A 16,710-nucleotide genomic window follows, 5' to 3' on the forward strand; every position below is an offset into this window, starting at 1 on the left:
TTTTCCCTACCACACTACTGGTGAAAACGAAGAATCCCTTCCGTCAGGTCTTTCTTTCGTTATACTAAAAGTAGTTCCCAGATCGAATCAGGAGCTTCGTTACCAGTTATCATAATCTTCCATCCTCGATTAATCTCTCCTCAATCCTGAAAATGAATTTCATGCAACGACGACGATTTTTACAGCAGTTTGGCATCTTTGGTTCTGGTATCTTTAGTCCCACCTTCCTACAGGTATTGTTATCGCGCAAGTGTTACGCTTCCTCCCCGAAGGAACTCAAAGCCGATGTCGTGATTATCGGTGCCGGCCTGGGGGGGTGCGCCGCTGCGTTAGCCGCCTGCCGCAACGGTGCCCGCGTGATTCTGACGGAACCCACAGACTGGATCGGAGGACAGATCTCACAGCAGGCGGTCCCTCCCGATGAGCATCAGTGGATTGAATCGTTTGGCCGTACACAATCGTATGCGCAACTGCGAACTCTGATTCGCAGCTATTACAAGCAGCATTATCCCTTGACCAGTAAAGCGCAACAGATCGCCAATCTAAATCCGGGTAATGGTTCCGTTTCGCGCATCTGTCACGAACCGAAAGTCGGCATTGCGGCCCTGCAGTCGATGCTGGCTCCCGAAATCAGCCGCGGCCAGTTGACATTACTCCTGAATACGCACCCCCTCAGAGCCTGTCAGACCGGCGACCGCATTGAAACCGTCACCTGCCAGTTACTGGGATCAGATAAACCGGTCACACTGCATGCCCAATACTTCATCGACGCCAGCGAAGAAGGGGATCTGCTGCCTTTAACCGGGACCGAATACGTGCTGGGTGCAGAATCACAGGCAGAAACCAATGAGCCACATGCGCCGGAACATGCTAATCCCGCCAACATTCAGGCATTTACTCATTGTTTTGCCATCGATCATCTCGAAGGGGAAGACCACACCATCGAACGCCCGGCGATGTATGATTTCTGGAACAATCACGTTCCCCCGTTAACGCCCGCCTGGTCGGGCAAAATTCTTTCTCTCTTCTATTCATACCCGCGCACGTTAAAACCCAAAACGCTTTCTTTTGTACCGTGTGGCAGGGAAACCGCGCCACCCAAAACCAAATCGCTGAATCTCTGGCTTTACCGCCGGATGATTGATCGCAACAACTTCACTCCCGGCTCTTATGCCAGCGATATCACCGTCGTGAACTGGCCGCAGAATGATTACATGCAGGGCAATATCACTGATGTCTCTCCAGCCGAGCGCGAGCAGCACATCAATGCCGCGAAACAACTCAGCCTTTCTTTACTCTACTGGCTGCAAACCGAAGCGCCCCGTCCGGACGGCAAACAGGGCTGGAAAGGGCTGCGTCTGCGCAAGGATATTGTCGGCACCGAAGACGGGCTGGCAAAATATCCTTATATTCGCGAGTCCCGCCGCATCCGGGCCGAGTTCACCATCAAGGAACAGGACCTGACCTATTCCGAGCGGCTCAAAGAAATGGGCAAGGATCATAAGCCACTGCTTGCAAAACCATTCGCTGATTCCGTCGGCATCGGCTATTACCATCTGGACCTGCATCCCAGCACCGGAGGCGATAACTACATCGATATGGGCAGCGTGCCCTTTCAGATTCCGATGGGCGCGATGATTCCGCAGCGTGTCGAAAATCTGATACCCGCTTGCAAAAATGTCGGCACGACACATATCTCGAACGGTTGCTACCGTCTGCATCCCGTCGAATGGTCCATCGGTGAAGCAGCCGGTGCCTTATGTGCGCACGCGATTACCCAAAAAACGACTCCGCGTCAAATTCGTAACGATCAACGCCAGCTCCAGGATTTCCAGACCACCCTCACAAAGCAGGGGATCGAACTCGAATGGTCGAAATTGAGTTAATTACGGACCAGTGGCGGTAAATGTTGTTGTAAGAACCAGTGATCGAGCAGTACTTTGCGCGTGAACCACTGGGTCGACATGAGTTGCCGTCCCAGAAATTGACGGAACGCCGCCGGGATGAGGCTCGCTTCCGGATGATCCGTCCATTCGCCAAATCGTTGAAACAGCTTCTCCTGATAAACGGCCAAACGATCCTTAGTATAATCCTGCTGGCAACTGCGAATCACATCCGCGGCGATGAACCCTGTTTCGATCGCAGGGCGAATGCCTTCTCCACTTTGCGGCGATGCCATCCCGATCGCATCCCCCACCAGCAAGACTCCCTCGTCACTAATCGTCCGTTTTTGCAAACCATACAGACGATAAGCGTGGCCTTTAAACTTACCAAGGATCTCCTTGGGTACGCGTCCCTCTTGATCCAGATAGTCCGTAAACTCATCGCGGACCGCCGACAGTTGTTTTTCACCTTCCCGTCCCATCCCGACATTCAGATAGCCGTCTTTATAAAAACACCAGCCATATCCTTTTAAGTCGCGGCAAAAATACAATTCCGGCGTATCCGGTTGCACGTGGCACACACTCTGCTGCTCGGGAGTCAGTTCAAATTCTGTTTCCTGTGCCAGCACGACGGACTTTTCTGACTGATGCTCCTGATTCAATCCGCGGGCCACCGGACAGAAATGACCGCCTGCCCCCACGACCAGTTTTGTCTGCAGAGAACCATTAATCAGCCAACCGCCTTCATTTCGTTCCATCGTTTTCAGAGGCGTTCCCAATTGGATGCGCGCACCACAACGTTTGAGCAAATAGTCATCAAATTCACAACGACGAATGCCATAACTGACCGTCTTCCCATATTCGGTCTCAATCGCGCTGCCACCGATAATACCGGTTCGAAAGCGGGTGATCGGCTGCAGAGCATGTTCCTGGGCGTAATCCGCCAGATCCAGGTCAAGTAGATCAACAACCGGCGGCGTGATCCAGCCCGCACAGACCTTATCCCGCGGAAACGTCGCCTTGTCCATGATCAAGACATCCAGCCCGGAATCACGCAGGCCACGGGCACAGGAAGAACCTCCCGGCCCTCCACCCACAATCAGGACATCGCACGTCTCACCCTCCATCAGCGCATTATCCTTTTATTGATTCTGAAGATTGATCCTGATACAAACCGGCACGGGTCCAGGGGATCTCATTATTTCCGCCATTCGTAAAGACAACCTGAAACAATTGCAGTGAGCCGGAACGAAATGCGGCTATCGAAGCCGAAAGATAGAGACGCCAGGTACGGATGAATTTCTCATCGAACATTTCTCTGACCTGATCGATATTCTGTTCATACCTTTCCAACCAGTGTTCCAGCGTGAGAGCATAATGCAGGCGAATGTTTTCGACATCAAGAATCGATAATTTCGAAGGCTCGAAAATTTGCATCATCTCGCTCAAACTGGGAACATGCGCACCGGGAAATATTCGTTTTGTCGTCCAACTATCTAACACACGCGGCGAGTTGCAGCCGATGGAATGCACTAGTCCACGACCACGGGGCCTTTGACAACGGGATATTACTTCTCCCAGTTTTTCATAATTTTTCAGGCCAACATGTTCCAGCATTCCGACAGACACGAATGAGTCATAGCTACCGGTGATATTCCGCCAGTCATCTTCCACAAATTCCACGCGATCACTCAAACCTTCCGCCTTGGCACGTTCGTGCGCATAGACGATCTGTTCGTGCGAAATATTAAAGGCTTTCACTTTGGCACCATAATATTTGGCCATATGTAAAGCCAAAGCGCCCCAGCCACACCCCGCTTCAACAACCGTATCTCCCGGTTTTAATCCGACCTTACGGCAAACATGGTCCATCTTTGCAATTTGTGCTGCTTCCAGAGACATTTCCGGATCAGAAAAATAGGCACACGTATAAGCCAGTTGCTGATCCAGCCAGAGTTCATAGAAATCATTTCCGATATCATAATGGTGGTGGATATTACTCCGGGCCGCGTCAATCGTATTTCGTTTTAACCAGCTCAAGCCTTTGCGGATACCATCGCGATAAAAGTGCTTCGTATCAACGAAATGCGTGCACCGGTCAATGGCTTCATTGAAGGCGATCAGGCCGCCTTCCACTTCAACGATTCCTTGAGAATACCCATCCCCAAAAGCCAGGCTTGGATCAATCAATATTTTATACAATGTGCTACGCTGATGAATGAAGAGCCGCACTGCAGGGGAAGTCGGTGATGTTGTAATGATGGTGTTATCCCATAAGACAACTTCAATTTCCGGATTACCAGCTTTCTGCAGTATGGTCCGCATCAGGTATCGGTCCAAAGCGGTTGCTTTGCCAGATGTTCTCTGCGGGTCTGGTAAACGAGCATGAATATCAGAACGTGCAACATGACGTTCCGTACCAGTAATTCCTCCCGGTTGGGCATGCTTGGGTGTGGAGTCTGACTTTGTTGGATTCACTGTGGTTCTCCCGAACTACGACGACCCGATTCTCACTCGATTGAAACGCTTTAAAAAATCCTTGAACTAATAATTCTTCGAATAGACAGTACCGCCTCATATTTTCACTGAAGGATTTGAAATTTCAATTCCTTTTTGAATTTCTGATCACTAATCTCAAAATTTTAAAAATTGAGCAAAGAACAATTTGCTTATCTTCCCAGCTAGTGATCTTCATAGTACAGGAATACACGTACAGATTCTACAGCCAATAAAAACATGCCTAGTGTCTCATTGACCAGATTGACTGTATTTCTCTGAGAATTCAGAATATCGGAAAGAACGAATAAACGATCCAGATTTTCCGTTCCAACTCCTTTTCCCAGAATAAATCAAGTCTCCACATTTTTCTTGATCCAGGAACAGACTTTGGCAATTTGGACTTGGAATTCGGCTCTGGAAGCTGCTACAATTAGTCATATCAATGATTTTTTATCATTGCATTCACACCTATAAAGCTCACCAACCGATACCTACACTAAACTCCTGCCATTCCTTGAGAAAGAAATACCTATGCTGTCTATCTGGGGACCAGAAACGAAGCTCTGTGATCGTATTTCACGTCGGGAAATCCTGAAAATCGGCGCTCTGGGAATGGGTGGCCTGAGTTTACCCCAACTCCTGCAGGCAGAGACTGCGGCGGGAAAGAGTAAGCGTCAAAAAGCGGTCATCATGATTTACATGTGTGGTGCTCCCTCGCATCAGGATATGTATGACCTAAAAATGGATGCCCCCTCAGAAATTCGTGGTGAGTTCCGTCCGATCAGTACGAAGGTTCCTGGTTTTCAAATTTGCGAGCACCTTCCGCGTCTGGGAAACATCGCTGAAAAAATCATTCCACTCCGTTCTGTGCACGGTTCGCCCAATGGTGCCCATGATTCATTTATTTGCTACACAGGTCGAAAAACACAAAATCAGCCAGCCGGTGGTTGGCCTTCCATCGGTTCGGTTGTTTCCAAACTGCAAGGACCCGCTGACCCCGCTGTACCGCCGTTTGTAGGACTGTCTCCGGACACCGGTCATCCCCCTTATGGATCTCCCGGGCATCCCGGATTTCTGGGAGTGAGTCATTCCGCGTTCCGTCCTTCCGGTCCTGCGCGAAAGAACATGGTTCTGAACGGCATTGATGCGGCCCGATTGAATGATCGTAAACAATTACTGGCATCCTTCGATCAGTTCAAACGAGCAGCAGACGCCAGTGGCGCGATGCAGGGTATGGATGATATGAACCAGCAGGTTTTCAATATTCTGACATCCAACCGTCTGGTCGATGCCCTCGATCTTTCGCAGGAAGATGCAGCAACCAGAGAACGCTATGGCAAAGGTGATGCCAGAAACTTCGGCGATGGCGCCCCCCGTAATCTCGAACATTTCCTGATGGCCCGACGGTTGGTCGAAGCAGGAGCCAGAATTGTCACTTTAAATTTCGGTCGCTGGGATTTTCACAGTAATAATTTCGGCGGATTGAAAGACACGCACCTTCCGCAGTTCGACCAGGGATTAGCCACCCTGATTGAAGATTTGCACGAACGCGGTATGGCTGATGACGTCGCTGTCGTCGCCTGGGGTGAATTCGGACGCACACCAAAAATCAATAAAGATGGCGGCCGCGATCACTGGCCTGCGGTGGGTGGTGGCTTAATCGCCGGCGGCGGTTTTAAAACCGGCCAGGTGATTGGCAGCACCGATCGACTGGGCGCCCAGATTGCGAGTCGCCCCATTCACTTCGGCGAAGTGTTCGCCACGCTCTACCATCACCTGGGAATCGACTACAACAGCGCCCCGATGCACGATCTGGCAGGACGTCCGCAATACCTGGTCGATGACTACGAACCACTGCACGAAGTCATTTGATCTCTTTTTTCGGTCTGGAAAATTCCATCCTTTAGCTTTTCAACGTGACCCGCTACGATATGTATCAGCCGATAAGGCAACTTTTCAGACGATACCTAATTGACGGGATTGATGATGGCCAGAACAGGGATGGATGACGCATTACTGGATAAACTCCACGAATATTGGGGCTACGCTCAATTTCGTCCGCTCCAGCAGGAAGCCATGACTGCGGTTCTGGAGGGTCGCGATTCCCTCGTCGTGCTTCCCACTGGCGGGGGCAAGTCTCTCTGTTATCAGGCTCCTGCACTTTGTATGGACGGGATGGCGGTCGTGGTCAGCCCGCTGATCTCGCTCATGAAAGATCAGGTCGATGCCCTACGCGTCTGTGGCATTTCCGCCGCCTACCTCAACAGTTCGCAGGAGCAGGATGAATCCCGTCGCGTAATGAGAGATGTGCGCGCAGGAGAAATCAAACTATTGTACGTGGCTCCCGAACGGCTAATGCTGGAAGGCATGCTCTGCCTGCTGACCGAGATCAAGCTGTCATTTATCGTGATTGATGAAGCCCACTGCGTGAGTATGTGGGGACACGATTTTCGACCTCATTATCGCGAACTGCAGGAATTAAAAAACATCTTTCCGAAGTGTGGCATTCATGCCTATACCGCTACCGCCACCGAACAGGTGCGAAATGATATCGCGGCGCAGCTCGCATTGAAAAAACCGGAAATTCTGATCGGTTCATTTGACCGTCCCAACCTGACCTATTCCGTAGCGCGACGTGCAGACCGTTTTTCCCAGGTATGCGAAGTCTTGGATCGACACCCGAATGAATCGGGAGTCATCTATTGCATTTCCCGCGCGGATGTCGAATCGCTCAGTGAGTCATTGAACAATGCCGGTTATAAAACCAGGCCCTATCACGCCGGATTACCAGACCAGGAACGCGCCGCCAATCAGGAAGCGTTTATCCAGGATCGTGTTGATGCCATCGTCGCCACGATCGCGTTCGGCATGGGCATTGATAAACCTAACGTACGTTATGTGATTCATGCGGGTTTACCGAAATCACTAGAAAATTATCAGCAGGAAAGCGGCCGGGCAGGGCGGGACGGCCTGGAAGCCGAATGTGTTTTACTTTATTCCGAACAGGACGCCATGATCTGGAAACGCATCCTGGACGACCAGCCGGATGAATCGAGGTCAACCGCTTTGCAGTCGCTGCAGGCCATTCAAAACTACTGCCATGCCTTTGACTGTCGGCACCGCTATCTGATGCAGCACTTCGGACAGGACCTCGAACAGGATTGTGAAACCGGCTGCGATCTGTGTCGGGGTGATTTTCAAAAGGTTGACAATGCATTGGAAATTGGGCAGAAAATTCTCTCGTCTATTTTCAGACAGGACCAAAATTTTGGTTCATCTTACACGGCTGCGGTTTTAAAAGGATCGAAAGACAAGAAAGTACTCGCGAATCGTCACGATCAACTCAGTACTTACGGTCTGCTTAAACAAGAGAGTCTGACGACCATTCGCCACTGGGTTAATCAACTGGTGTCTCAAAAATTCTTAACAAAAACCGCCGAGTACCAACAACTGCGCATCACCGACTCCGGCTGGAAATTATTGCGGGGGGAAGTGACCCCTCAACTCATGCGTACGACTCAGGAAGTCAAATCAGATAAAACACGCCGCACCAAAAATGATCTGGCAGACCTGAACTGGAAAGGTGTCGACAAAAGTCTCTTTGAATGTTTGCGAAGTCTGCGAAAAGAAATTGCCAGTGAAAAAAGCCTGCAGCCTTACATGGTCTTTGGAGACACCACCTTACGAGAACTCGCCCGCCACAAACCAAAATCCCTGGCGGAGTTTCTGGAGATCTGGGGGGTCGGTCAGAAGAAATGCGATGATTTTGGACAGCAGTTTCTGGAATGTATCACTAGCTTCAATGGCTGAAAAAAAACTGGAAGAATATTTCATCCACAACTAGAGCTCAAACTTCCGAGCTTTTCATTTTCATCGAAGCTTGCTCAAGCTACCAGCTGACAGAACCATAAGTCTCTATAAACAAAGTGGTTACCTGTATCTCTGTTTGTATTTTCTTAATTTTCGCAAAATCTGATGCGAGTAATCTTGCAGGGCCGTCGAGGGAAGGATAACATCCTCGTATTGAGATTGAGTTTCAATTTCAATCAGCCAGCCAGCAAATATGGTTTTTCATCATTAGTAGCAAGCCAGCCAGAACAATTGGCCATTGAATCGAATCCGATTCAATATTTTTTATTCTGGTCCCCCGCTACAACTCAGGAGAAACCATGTTACCCCGCTCCAAACCAAAACGCGCTTTCACGCTGATTGAACTTCTGGTGGTCATCGCCATCATCGCGATTCTGATCGCCTTATTGCTCCCCGCCGTCCAGCAGGCCCGCGAAGCCGCCCGCCGTTCCAGTTGTAAAAACAACCTGAAACAAATCGGACTGGCAATGCATAATTACCATGATGTCTATGCGACACTCCCCATGGGGATGAATACCCAGTTCTACAGCCCTCTCGTCGCAATCTTGCCATTTCTGGATCAAACCAATCTACAAAATTTGTACGATTTCGATCTGTACTATACTGACCCGGCAAACTTGGACGCTCTTAATCGCACTATCACCATCTATCTTTGCCCAACGATGGTTCTTCCGCGTTCCGTTCCATTTGTTCCATGTGATGAAAAAGGAGGACCTACAAGCTACGGGGCTTCAATGGGACTCCATAGTGGAAGCGCAGGCGATCCAGATGGAATGTTTAACGGATACGATAGTTATACTGCTCCAAAAGCAACTCGTTTTCGTGATGTAACAGATGGACTCACAAACACAATCATGTGTGGTGAATTCAACTACAGACTCGAAGATTATCTTTGGTCATCAAGTTCATCTTCATGTGCTACTGATCCTGCGAGTCAAGGCACCCCACGCTGGGGAAGTCATCGTTGGGGCGGAGGTTATCCAGGTGTTGCCTTGGGTGACACTGGTGGTGATTTTAATGTCAATCTCAGTGCAAACAGGTCAACATGGCGTAGTGACCATGTTGGAGGTGCTCATTTCCTGTTAGGGGATGGTGCAGTTCGCTTTGTGAGTGAGAATATTGACGCGGGCACACTCGACGCGCTTGCTACCAAATCTGGTGGTGAAGTGATCGGTGAATTTTAAGCCTCGCTTTCTTCAAGTAATTCCCCCCCATCTTGTATGGCCCTCCAGAAGCAAATAAAAACTTGCTGTACCAAGCAGAATGCTTCCGTGAGAGCCATACGAGGAGTTTTGAAATGAACCATAAAATTAGTTTAAAAATGAAACACTTATTTCCCTTCAGTTACGTTAAACCTGTTTTTTTGCTTTTAGCATTTTTATTAATTTCCTCCGGCTGTAGCGGAGCGAAAAATGACGCGCGTGGTGAACGCATCCCTGTTTCAGGTCTCGTCTATTACGATGGAGACCCATTAACCAGTGCCCGCATTCTCTTCATTTCGGACACCCCCGAGGGAAAAGTGAAATCGGCCGGCATCGTCCGCGAAGGTATTTATCAAATTCCCAAACAAGGAGGTCCGGTCGTCGGCAAAGCCCGTGTCGAAATCTATCCCACCATTCCAGAAATGGAAGAGCTAGAGCAACTATTGAGAGAAGCAAAAAAACAGGGAAAACCAATTCAAGATCCGTCTAAAGTTAAAATCCCTGCTACTTATAACAAAAATTCTAAATTGACTGCTGAAATCACCAAAGACGGAAGAAACATGTTCGATTTCAAAATCGAATTCAAATAACCAAGACACCTTTTCCTCGACTACACACGGAGAAATCTCATGAAGTTCCAACAATCGGTTCAACGCGAGCTGAAACAATGGGGTCTGGCCGGGCTGATTGTCCTGCTGACACTCTCGGCGACCATGCAATGGACGCCTGCGAAAGGCCAGCCTGAAACGGAGACAGACCAGGAAAAAGCAGCCGCCACCAAACTCTATCAGGCCGCTCGGGAAGCCCGCGCCGTCTGGCGTGATTTTCCCGGCTTCACTGCCGACGTCACCGTGAGTTACAATGGTCAGATGACTCAAGGAAAACTCACCGCCGACAAAGACTTCAAAGTCAAACTCACACTCGACGATGAATCGCTTTCCGAATGGAGCCTGCCGAAACTGCAATCGGTCATCGGCCATCGCAAGTACCGTGTGCAGAAACCAATTCCCGCGACCTTCGCGGACCAGCAGGTGAACCATCCCCTCGGACGCCTGGTGAATATCGATGATAAAAATGTTTCCTTTCGTCTGCAGAACAATGTCCTGACGGAAGTCCAACGCCGTTCCGATAAAATGTGGTTTACCATTTCCACACTGGATGTCTGGCGTACCAAAGAAGGCGGAATTCTGCCCCGCGATACGTCCGTAACATACCGCAACCCCCAAACCGGAGCGATCACATCCAATCGCAGTAACACTTTTTCCTTCAAACGTGTAGGAAATTTTGACCTGCCGGAAAAGATGCTGACCGTAGAATGCAGTGAGAACTTCGAGAGAAACGTCGGTTCGATCAAACTGTCTAACCACAGTTTAATCACTCCCGAAGCGATCTCACAGACAGAATCCAAATAACACTTAAAAAACATCCAACCACCTTCGATACAAGAGACCGCTCATGAAAACTTTTCAATGGACTGCCGCCATCACCTGTCTGCTGGCGGTAATAATTATAAACCAGACTTATGCCCATTTTCTCTGGCTCTTACCTCAGGCAGAAGGCCAGAACAACGCCGCCAAGGTACAACTCTATTTTGGTGAGGCTGCTGAACCTGATGACCCGGATCTGCTGAAAAAACTCACCAGCATCAAAGTATGGGAAATGAATCAGGCAGGTAAACTGCAATCTTATGACCTGACTGAAGGGGATGAGTCACTGTTCATCACTCCTGAACCCAAAGGAGCAGGCAGAGCAGCCTACGGTCTTGACCATACTTACGGCGTCATCACCCGCGGCGAAAGCCAGTTCCTGCTGAAGTACTACGCCAAAGCATTTCCCCAAAAGAGCCAGCGCGTCTGGGACAAAATTTCCTGCTCAGAACAACTGCCGCTGGAAATCGTACCCGTCCTGAAAGGGGAAGAAGTCACGTTACAGGTTAACTGGAACGGCAAACCACTGGCAGACGCCGAACTCAAACTCATCGGCCCTGAAACCAGCAGTAAAACCGTGACCGCGACCACAAACGCAAAAGGGCAATTCCAGACCAAATTTACAGACGGCGTCTACTCGATTCGTACAAAATATACGGAAGAGAAAAAAGGCGAACACAATGGCGACAAATACGACAGCATCAGACACTATTCCACATTGACTCTGCCTTTCGTCGCTCTGTCTGAAAGCAACGAAACAACAGCCACCGATACTGCGCCTGCCGCAGACAGTAAATTCCCTCAGCTGCCTGATGCGATCTCCAGCTTTGGAGCAGCCGTCAGTGGTGATTATCTTTACGTATACAGCGGTCATATCGGACGCGCTCACGCACACAGTGCCGAAAACCTCTCGCAAAAGTTCCAGCGTTTGAACCTGAAACAACCGAAGGAATGGGAAGCATTGCCACTGAAAACCCCGCTGCAGGGTTTGGCGATGGCTCCGCACGGTGACAGCGTTTATCGAGTCGGAGGTCTCTCCGTAACCAATAAAGATAAAGAAGATGCTCTGCTGGAATCAATCTCCACGGTTGAACGTTATTCTCCTGAAAAGAAGACCTGGGAAGCGGTTGAATCAATGCCCGCCGGGCGTTCCTCGCACGATTCCGTCTTTCTGGGAGATCAGTTGTATGTTGTCGGCGGCTGGACCATGCAGAAAGGTGATGAATCCATCTGGCGGGACGAAATGCTCGTGCTGGATGCTTCACAGGAAAAACCAAAGTGGAAATCCATCAAGCAACCGTTCCAGCGACGCGCTCTCTCTGCAGCCGCCCATCAGGGACAGATTTACGCTATGGGGGGAATTGACGAAGGAGGCGATATCAGCCATGAAGTGGATATTTACTCTCCTGAAACAGACAAATGGACCAAAGGCCCTGAACTGCCCGGAAGTACGATGAACGGTTTCGGCACCACTGCCTGGAGCATTGGCGGAAACCTCTATGTCAGCGGCATGGACGGCGATGTATTCCAGCTGGATAAGGAAAACAACAGTTGGAAAAAATCGGGAACTCTTTCAACTCCGCGGTTCTTCCACCGTCTGCTGCCGGACGGGAATGGAGGACTACTTGCCATTGGTGGTGCTTCCCGCAAAGGGCATCTGAAATCGATTGAGCAGGTGAAACTGAATTAAAAGCGACTTTTCCGCTTGAAGAGACAAGAGTTCCATTGAGGATACGCCCCATTTCCGGGAGCTCTTGTCTCTCCTCTTATTCCGAATCAAACTGATTCTTTCCCTACAGAGGAGAATACGATGGAAATTCAAAACACATTGCAGAAAGCGATCGGCTGCTTCCAACAGGGGCTGCACGATCAATCTCTTGAGATCATCTCACAACTTCTGGAACTCCATCCCCATTCAGGAAAAGCCTGGGAACTGAAAGGCCTCGTCGAAGATTCGCTCAGTTGGCGGAACAAGTCGATCTGTTCGCTTGAAACGGCGACTACATTCGCTCCGATCTCAGCTTCTGGTCAGTACGTGCTGGCTAAAAATTACCTGCAAATCGGTAAGCATGATCTGGCGAAATCTGTCTTTTCAATCCTGCTCCAAAGAAACGATATTCCGGAAAAACTACTGCCGGCGATCGCTGCTTCACTGGGGCGACATCCTGATCTGACCCATTTAGCCCTCGAAGCCTGCAGAAAATCAATTCAATTCAATCCGGAAACCGGGGACTCCTGGTTAGCCATGGCCTACTTTATGGGAATATTGGGTTACCCTCCACAGCATCGAGCAAACGTGCTCCGCAAGGCGGTGTGCATTGATCCTGAGAATCGTCACTACCGAATGGCTTTGAGTCATTTGCTGTTACAGTCAGGTCAAATTCAAGATGCCTATCTGGTTGTCAAAGAAATCGATACGTCCGAGTTGAATAAAATTCGGTGTCCTGAATGCCTGGCTAAACTGATCACCATTTTCTCCCAGGCGCAAGATGACCCCAGACACGAAATCTGTCACAAATTACTGAAACGACTGCAATGGTCCGAAATCCGGAATCCATCAAATCGTTTTTCAGCAAGGTTTACCGACTCCCTGAATAATTAACCTACGCAGCCAGGCTCTCTGCATTCTATCATGGCAAAACAATTCATCCCTAAATCCAGTTCAGGCATTAACGAGTAACAAAGATGATCTCTCAAACCGAAGCATATGCATTGCGGGCGATGACTTGCCTTGCATTTCGTTTCCCGAGTTATATGACCCGAGACCAGCTTGCAGAAGTGACTCAGGTGCCTCACGCTTATCTGCCGAAAATCATGCTGGAACTAAATCGCACAGGACTTATTCGATCCCAGCGCGGACAGAACGGTGGTTATGCCCTGGTTCAAGCTCCCCGCGACATTTCGCTGCTGGATGTGATCAATTCTGTCAAATCAGGTACAACCAGAGAGTCGCCTCTGTATGCGCCATCCGACTCAAATGAGATCTGCCAGTTGCACGAGCATCTGAATCAGACGTTTTCCATGCTGGAAACAGCTCTGAACCAGACATCACTGGCAGATCAATTTACGATTCCCGCGAAGATTAACATGAAGGAACAGCACTGTGTTCAAAAATAAGTTTGCTCTGGTTTGTCTGATCACGCTCGTTTGTTTCAACTCATCCTTGTCGGCCGCCGATACCTGGACCGGTTTTCGCGGTGATGGCTCCAACATTTCTCCCGCAGCCAATCTACCTCTCAAATGGTCCCCCGAAAATGGAATTCGCTGGAAACAAACGGTTCCCGGTTACGGGCAATCGTCTCCCGTGGTCTGGAAAAACCTGGTATTTGTGACATCCATTGAAGGGCCACAACAGGAAACCTGCCTGCTGCATACGTATGATCTTGCCAGCGGTAAACTCATCTGGAAGAAAGAGATCAAAGCCAGTCAGACGAAAAAAACTTCGTCGATGGTTTCCCGGGCCGCCCCCACACCGGCCGTTGATGAAAACGGAATTTATGCCTTTTTCGAAAGTGGAGATGTCGTCGCTTACACTCACGCCGGGGATCCCCTCTGGCACCGTTCGCTGGTAAAAGATTACGGTCCGTTTGTCAGCAATCACGGCATCGGTAACTCCCTCGCTCAAACCGCTGATGATTTGATTGTTTTAACAGCACATGACGGCCCTTCTTACTTATTGGCTTTGAATAAAAAAACCGGTGAAACCAACTGGAAAACAGACCGGGAAGCGGGCGTTGCCTGGACTTCACCCGTGATCGCAGACCGCGCAGGAATCCCGGAAATCATTGTGAGTTCCCGAGGCACCGTGGCCAGCTATCAGGGGCTTACCGGTGAATTACTCTGGACGCATTCCGGCATCAGCGGAAACACAATTCCCTCTGCCTCAGTCCTGGGAGATTATGTATTGATCGGTGCCTCGACTGATCGCCGAAATCCTGATGCAGAAAATGCGAGTGCATCCAACTGTTGCCTGAAACTTGTCACAAAAGAGGGCAAACCCGGATACGAAGTCCTCTGGAAAGCAGAAAAAGCAATCTCCTATTATTGCACTCCGCTGGCGTACCGGGGGTGTGCTTATTTCGTAAATAAAGTCGGCGTTGTTTATTGCCTCGACCTCGAAACAGGCAAACAGCATTTTGCACAACGCCTGTCCGGGCCGTGCTGGAGTTCACCTTTAGGGGCAGGGGAGCAGGTTTATTTTTTCACGAAAAAAGGACAAACCGATGTAATTCGACAGGGCCCCCAGTTTGAATTGTTGGCCACGAACGAACTCTTTTCAGATTCTGAAGAAAAGACGGTGGCTCCTGAAGAAAAATCAACGGAACAAAAAACACCAGCATCGAAACCAGATGAAAAAGTGGCATCAGAAAATCGCGGCGATGCAGGTTATCCCGAATTGGGGCCAACCGTTTATGGTTCTGCCGCGGTCGATCAGACTGTGCTGATTCGTACGGGAACCGAATTGTACTGCATCGAACAACAGAAGTAGCAAAAAGAATGATGCCGTAGTTTTGAATCCGTTTTCCTGCGACAAGAAAATCGATTAATATAAACACTCTTGACATGTCCAAGTTTTTCCTAACCTCAATGAAATCACTGTTTTCAGGGATTTTTTTATGGATTTACAGCGTCACACCTTTCGGGAAATTGCGATCCAAGTGTCGCGCGCACGAGCCACCAAAATTAATTTCTGTGAATACTTCCGCACCTGGCGATTATGATCACGATCAAATACACTGGTTTTTTTGCTGTTTTGACTCTTAAGTAACTGGATCACTTCCACATCATCACTGCTTTCTGATGCGGATCAAAGCCGTTCACACCGCGATCAGGGTTCAGCCAGATAGATTCATTGCAGAATCTTTTCTGATCGCAGTCAGATTTCTGCTTGACCGGCACACGCCGTTCCCGAAGATATTGTAAAGGCACTAGACAATCACTCAGAAACCTCTGAATCAACGATCTTTTTCTACACCAGAACACTATACACATTGATTTCACATAACATATCTTCAAAACAGAATCGGAATGAACAGACAGCGAGAATGTTCTTTGCCAACTGGATTCATTTCCAATTCTATCTGATTTCAGGATTTCTGCCGGAGATGAAGATCGAACAGTGGTCATGTGGCTCCATCCACTGGATTGCTGCCATAATCCCATCCGTTTTCAGTCCAATCCGCACGGCATGACCTTACCTGAGGATATTCAAACGCCAGTTGCAGTAATAGAAAGGACCAATCCCTTAATTACCGTCCTTCAGGTTGTGGACAAGAACCATTAGAACAGGTATTTTACACTTAAGAATTTTTGTGAATCATCAGCCAATACCCTCTTCAGCGAATCATGAACAACATCACCGTCCGACAAGCTGTTCTCTCCGACCTCGAAGCACTGGTCCTTTTATTCGACAGCTATCGCCAATTCTACGGACGCACCAGTGATCTCGCTGAGGTACGAGATTTTCTGTCTGCCCGTTTTAATCATGGCGAGTCAGTCATGTTTATCGCACACAATTCTCATACTCCAGTCGGCTTCACTCAGCTCTATCCGAGTTTTTCATCAGTCTCACTTGCCCGGACTTTTATTCTGAATGACCTTTTCGTCAGTGCAGATGCTCGCAGAAAAGGCGTGGGCTCACTGCTTCTGTCAGCAGCAGTTGACTACGCCAAAGCCCTGAACGCAGTTCGTCTCACCCTGTCTACGGAAATCACGAACAAGACCGCCCAAGCCTTGTACCACTCAACCGGCTGGGAGAGAGACGAACAATTTTTTAGCTAGTGGGTGTCCCGAAAGTGGCTTCGTGCGGAATTTTACGTGTTAAAGCAT

General features: G+C 49.2%; 13 protein-coding genes. 11 read left to right on the forward strand and 2 right to left on the reverse strand.

Annotated elements, in window-relative coordinates:
* Positions 1 to 161 precede the first annotated feature (161 nt).
* Positions 162 to 1,886: an FAD-dependent oxidoreductase gene (locus Q0294_RS15495; protein WP_299467254.1), complete on the forward strand. Its 1,725-nt coding sequence runs from the start codon at positions 162 to 164 to the stop codon at positions 1,884 to 1,886.
* Here the strand turns inward: Q0294_RS15495 and Q0294_RS15500 are convergent.
* On the reverse strand, positions 1,883 to 3,010 hold the full coding sequence (locus tag Q0294_RS15500) for an NAD(P)/FAD-dependent oxidoreductase (protein ID WP_299467256.1): 1,128 nt from the start codon (positions 3,008 to 3,010) through the stop codon (positions 1,883 to 1,885). The genes Q0294_RS15495 and Q0294_RS15500 overlap by 4 nt on opposite strands.
* A 7-nt stretch (positions 3,011 to 3,017) precedes the next feature.
* Positions 3,018 to 4,361: a cyclopropane-fatty-acyl-phospholipid synthase family protein gene (locus Q0294_RS15505; RefSeq protein WP_299467258.1), complete on the reverse strand. Its 1,344-nt coding sequence runs from the start codon at positions 4,359 to 4,361 to the stop codon at positions 3,018 to 3,020.
* Positions 4,362 to 4,913: 552 nt separating this feature from the next.
* Between Q0294_RS15505 and Q0294_RS15510 the strand changes: the two genes are divergently transcribed.
* From Q0294_RS15510 to Q0294_RS15555, 10 genes are all read left to right on the forward strand, one after another.
* Positions 4,914 to 6,254, forward strand: coding sequence for a DUF1501 domain-containing protein (locus Q0294_RS15510; RefSeq protein WP_299467261.1), 1,341 nt, complete (start codon positions 4,914 to 4,916; stop codon positions 6,252 to 6,254).
* Positions 6,255 to 6,365: 111 nt separating this feature from the next.
* Complete coding sequence (recQ, locus tag Q0294_RS15515) at positions 6,366 to 8,192, forward strand: DNA helicase RecQ (protein ID WP_299467263.1); 1,827 nt, start codon at positions 6,366 to 6,368, stop codon at positions 8,190 to 8,192.
* Between the two features lie 359 nt (positions 8,193 to 8,551).
* Entirely contained in the window at positions 8,552 to 9,436 is an 885-nt protein-coding gene (locus Q0294_RS15520) for a DUF1559 domain-containing protein (protein ID WP_299467265.1), read from the forward strand.
* Between the two features lie 113 nt (positions 9,437 to 9,549).
* A complete protein-coding gene (locus Q0294_RS15525) occupies positions 9,550 to 10,044 on the forward strand; it encodes a hypothetical protein (RefSeq protein WP_299467267.1) in 495 nt (164 codons plus the stop codon).
* Positions 10,045 to 10,083: 39 nt separating this feature from the next.
* A complete protein-coding gene (locus Q0294_RS15530; protein ID WP_299467269.1) occupies positions 10,084 to 10,866 on the forward strand; it encodes a DUF3386 family protein in 783 nt (260 codons plus the stop codon).
* A 43-nt stretch (positions 10,867 to 10,909) separates the two neighbouring features.
* The gene (locus Q0294_RS15535) at positions 10,910 to 12,571 is read left to right on the forward strand and encodes a DUF4198 domain-containing protein (RefSeq protein ID WP_299467271.1); all 1,662 of its coding nucleotides are present in this window, start codon (positions 10,910 to 10,912) and stop codon (positions 12,569 to 12,571) included.
* A 120-nt stretch (positions 12,572 to 12,691) separates the two neighbouring features.
* On the forward strand, positions 12,692 to 13,483 hold the full coding sequence (locus tag Q0294_RS15540; protein ID WP_299467272.1) for a hypothetical protein: 792 nt from the start codon (positions 12,692 to 12,694) through the stop codon (positions 13,481 to 13,483).
* A gap of 83 nt (positions 13,484 to 13,566) precedes the next feature.
* Complete coding sequence (locus Q0294_RS15545; RefSeq protein WP_299467273.1) at positions 13,567 to 13,998, forward strand: Rrf2 family transcriptional regulator; 432 nt, start codon at positions 13,567 to 13,569, stop codon at positions 13,996 to 13,998.
* On the forward strand, positions 13,985 to 15,370 hold the full coding sequence (locus Q0294_RS15550) for a PQQ-binding-like beta-propeller repeat protein (RefSeq protein WP_299467274.1): 1,386 nt from the start codon (positions 13,985 to 13,987) through the stop codon (positions 15,368 to 15,370). Before Q0294_RS15545 ends, Q0294_RS15550 begins: the two co-directional genes overlap by 14 nt.
* Before the next feature lie 857 nt (positions 15,371 to 16,227).
* Complete coding sequence (locus Q0294_RS15555; RefSeq protein ID WP_299467276.1) at positions 16,228 to 16,662, forward strand: GNAT family N-acetyltransferase; 435 nt, start codon at positions 16,228 to 16,230, stop codon at positions 16,660 to 16,662.
* The last annotated feature ends 48 nt before the right edge of the window (positions 16,663 to 16,710 follow it).

The organism is uncultured Gimesia sp., from assembly GCF_937919775.1.
Taxonomy (GTDB): Bacteria; Planctomycetota; Planctomycetia; order Planctomycetales; family Planctomycetaceae; genus Gimesia.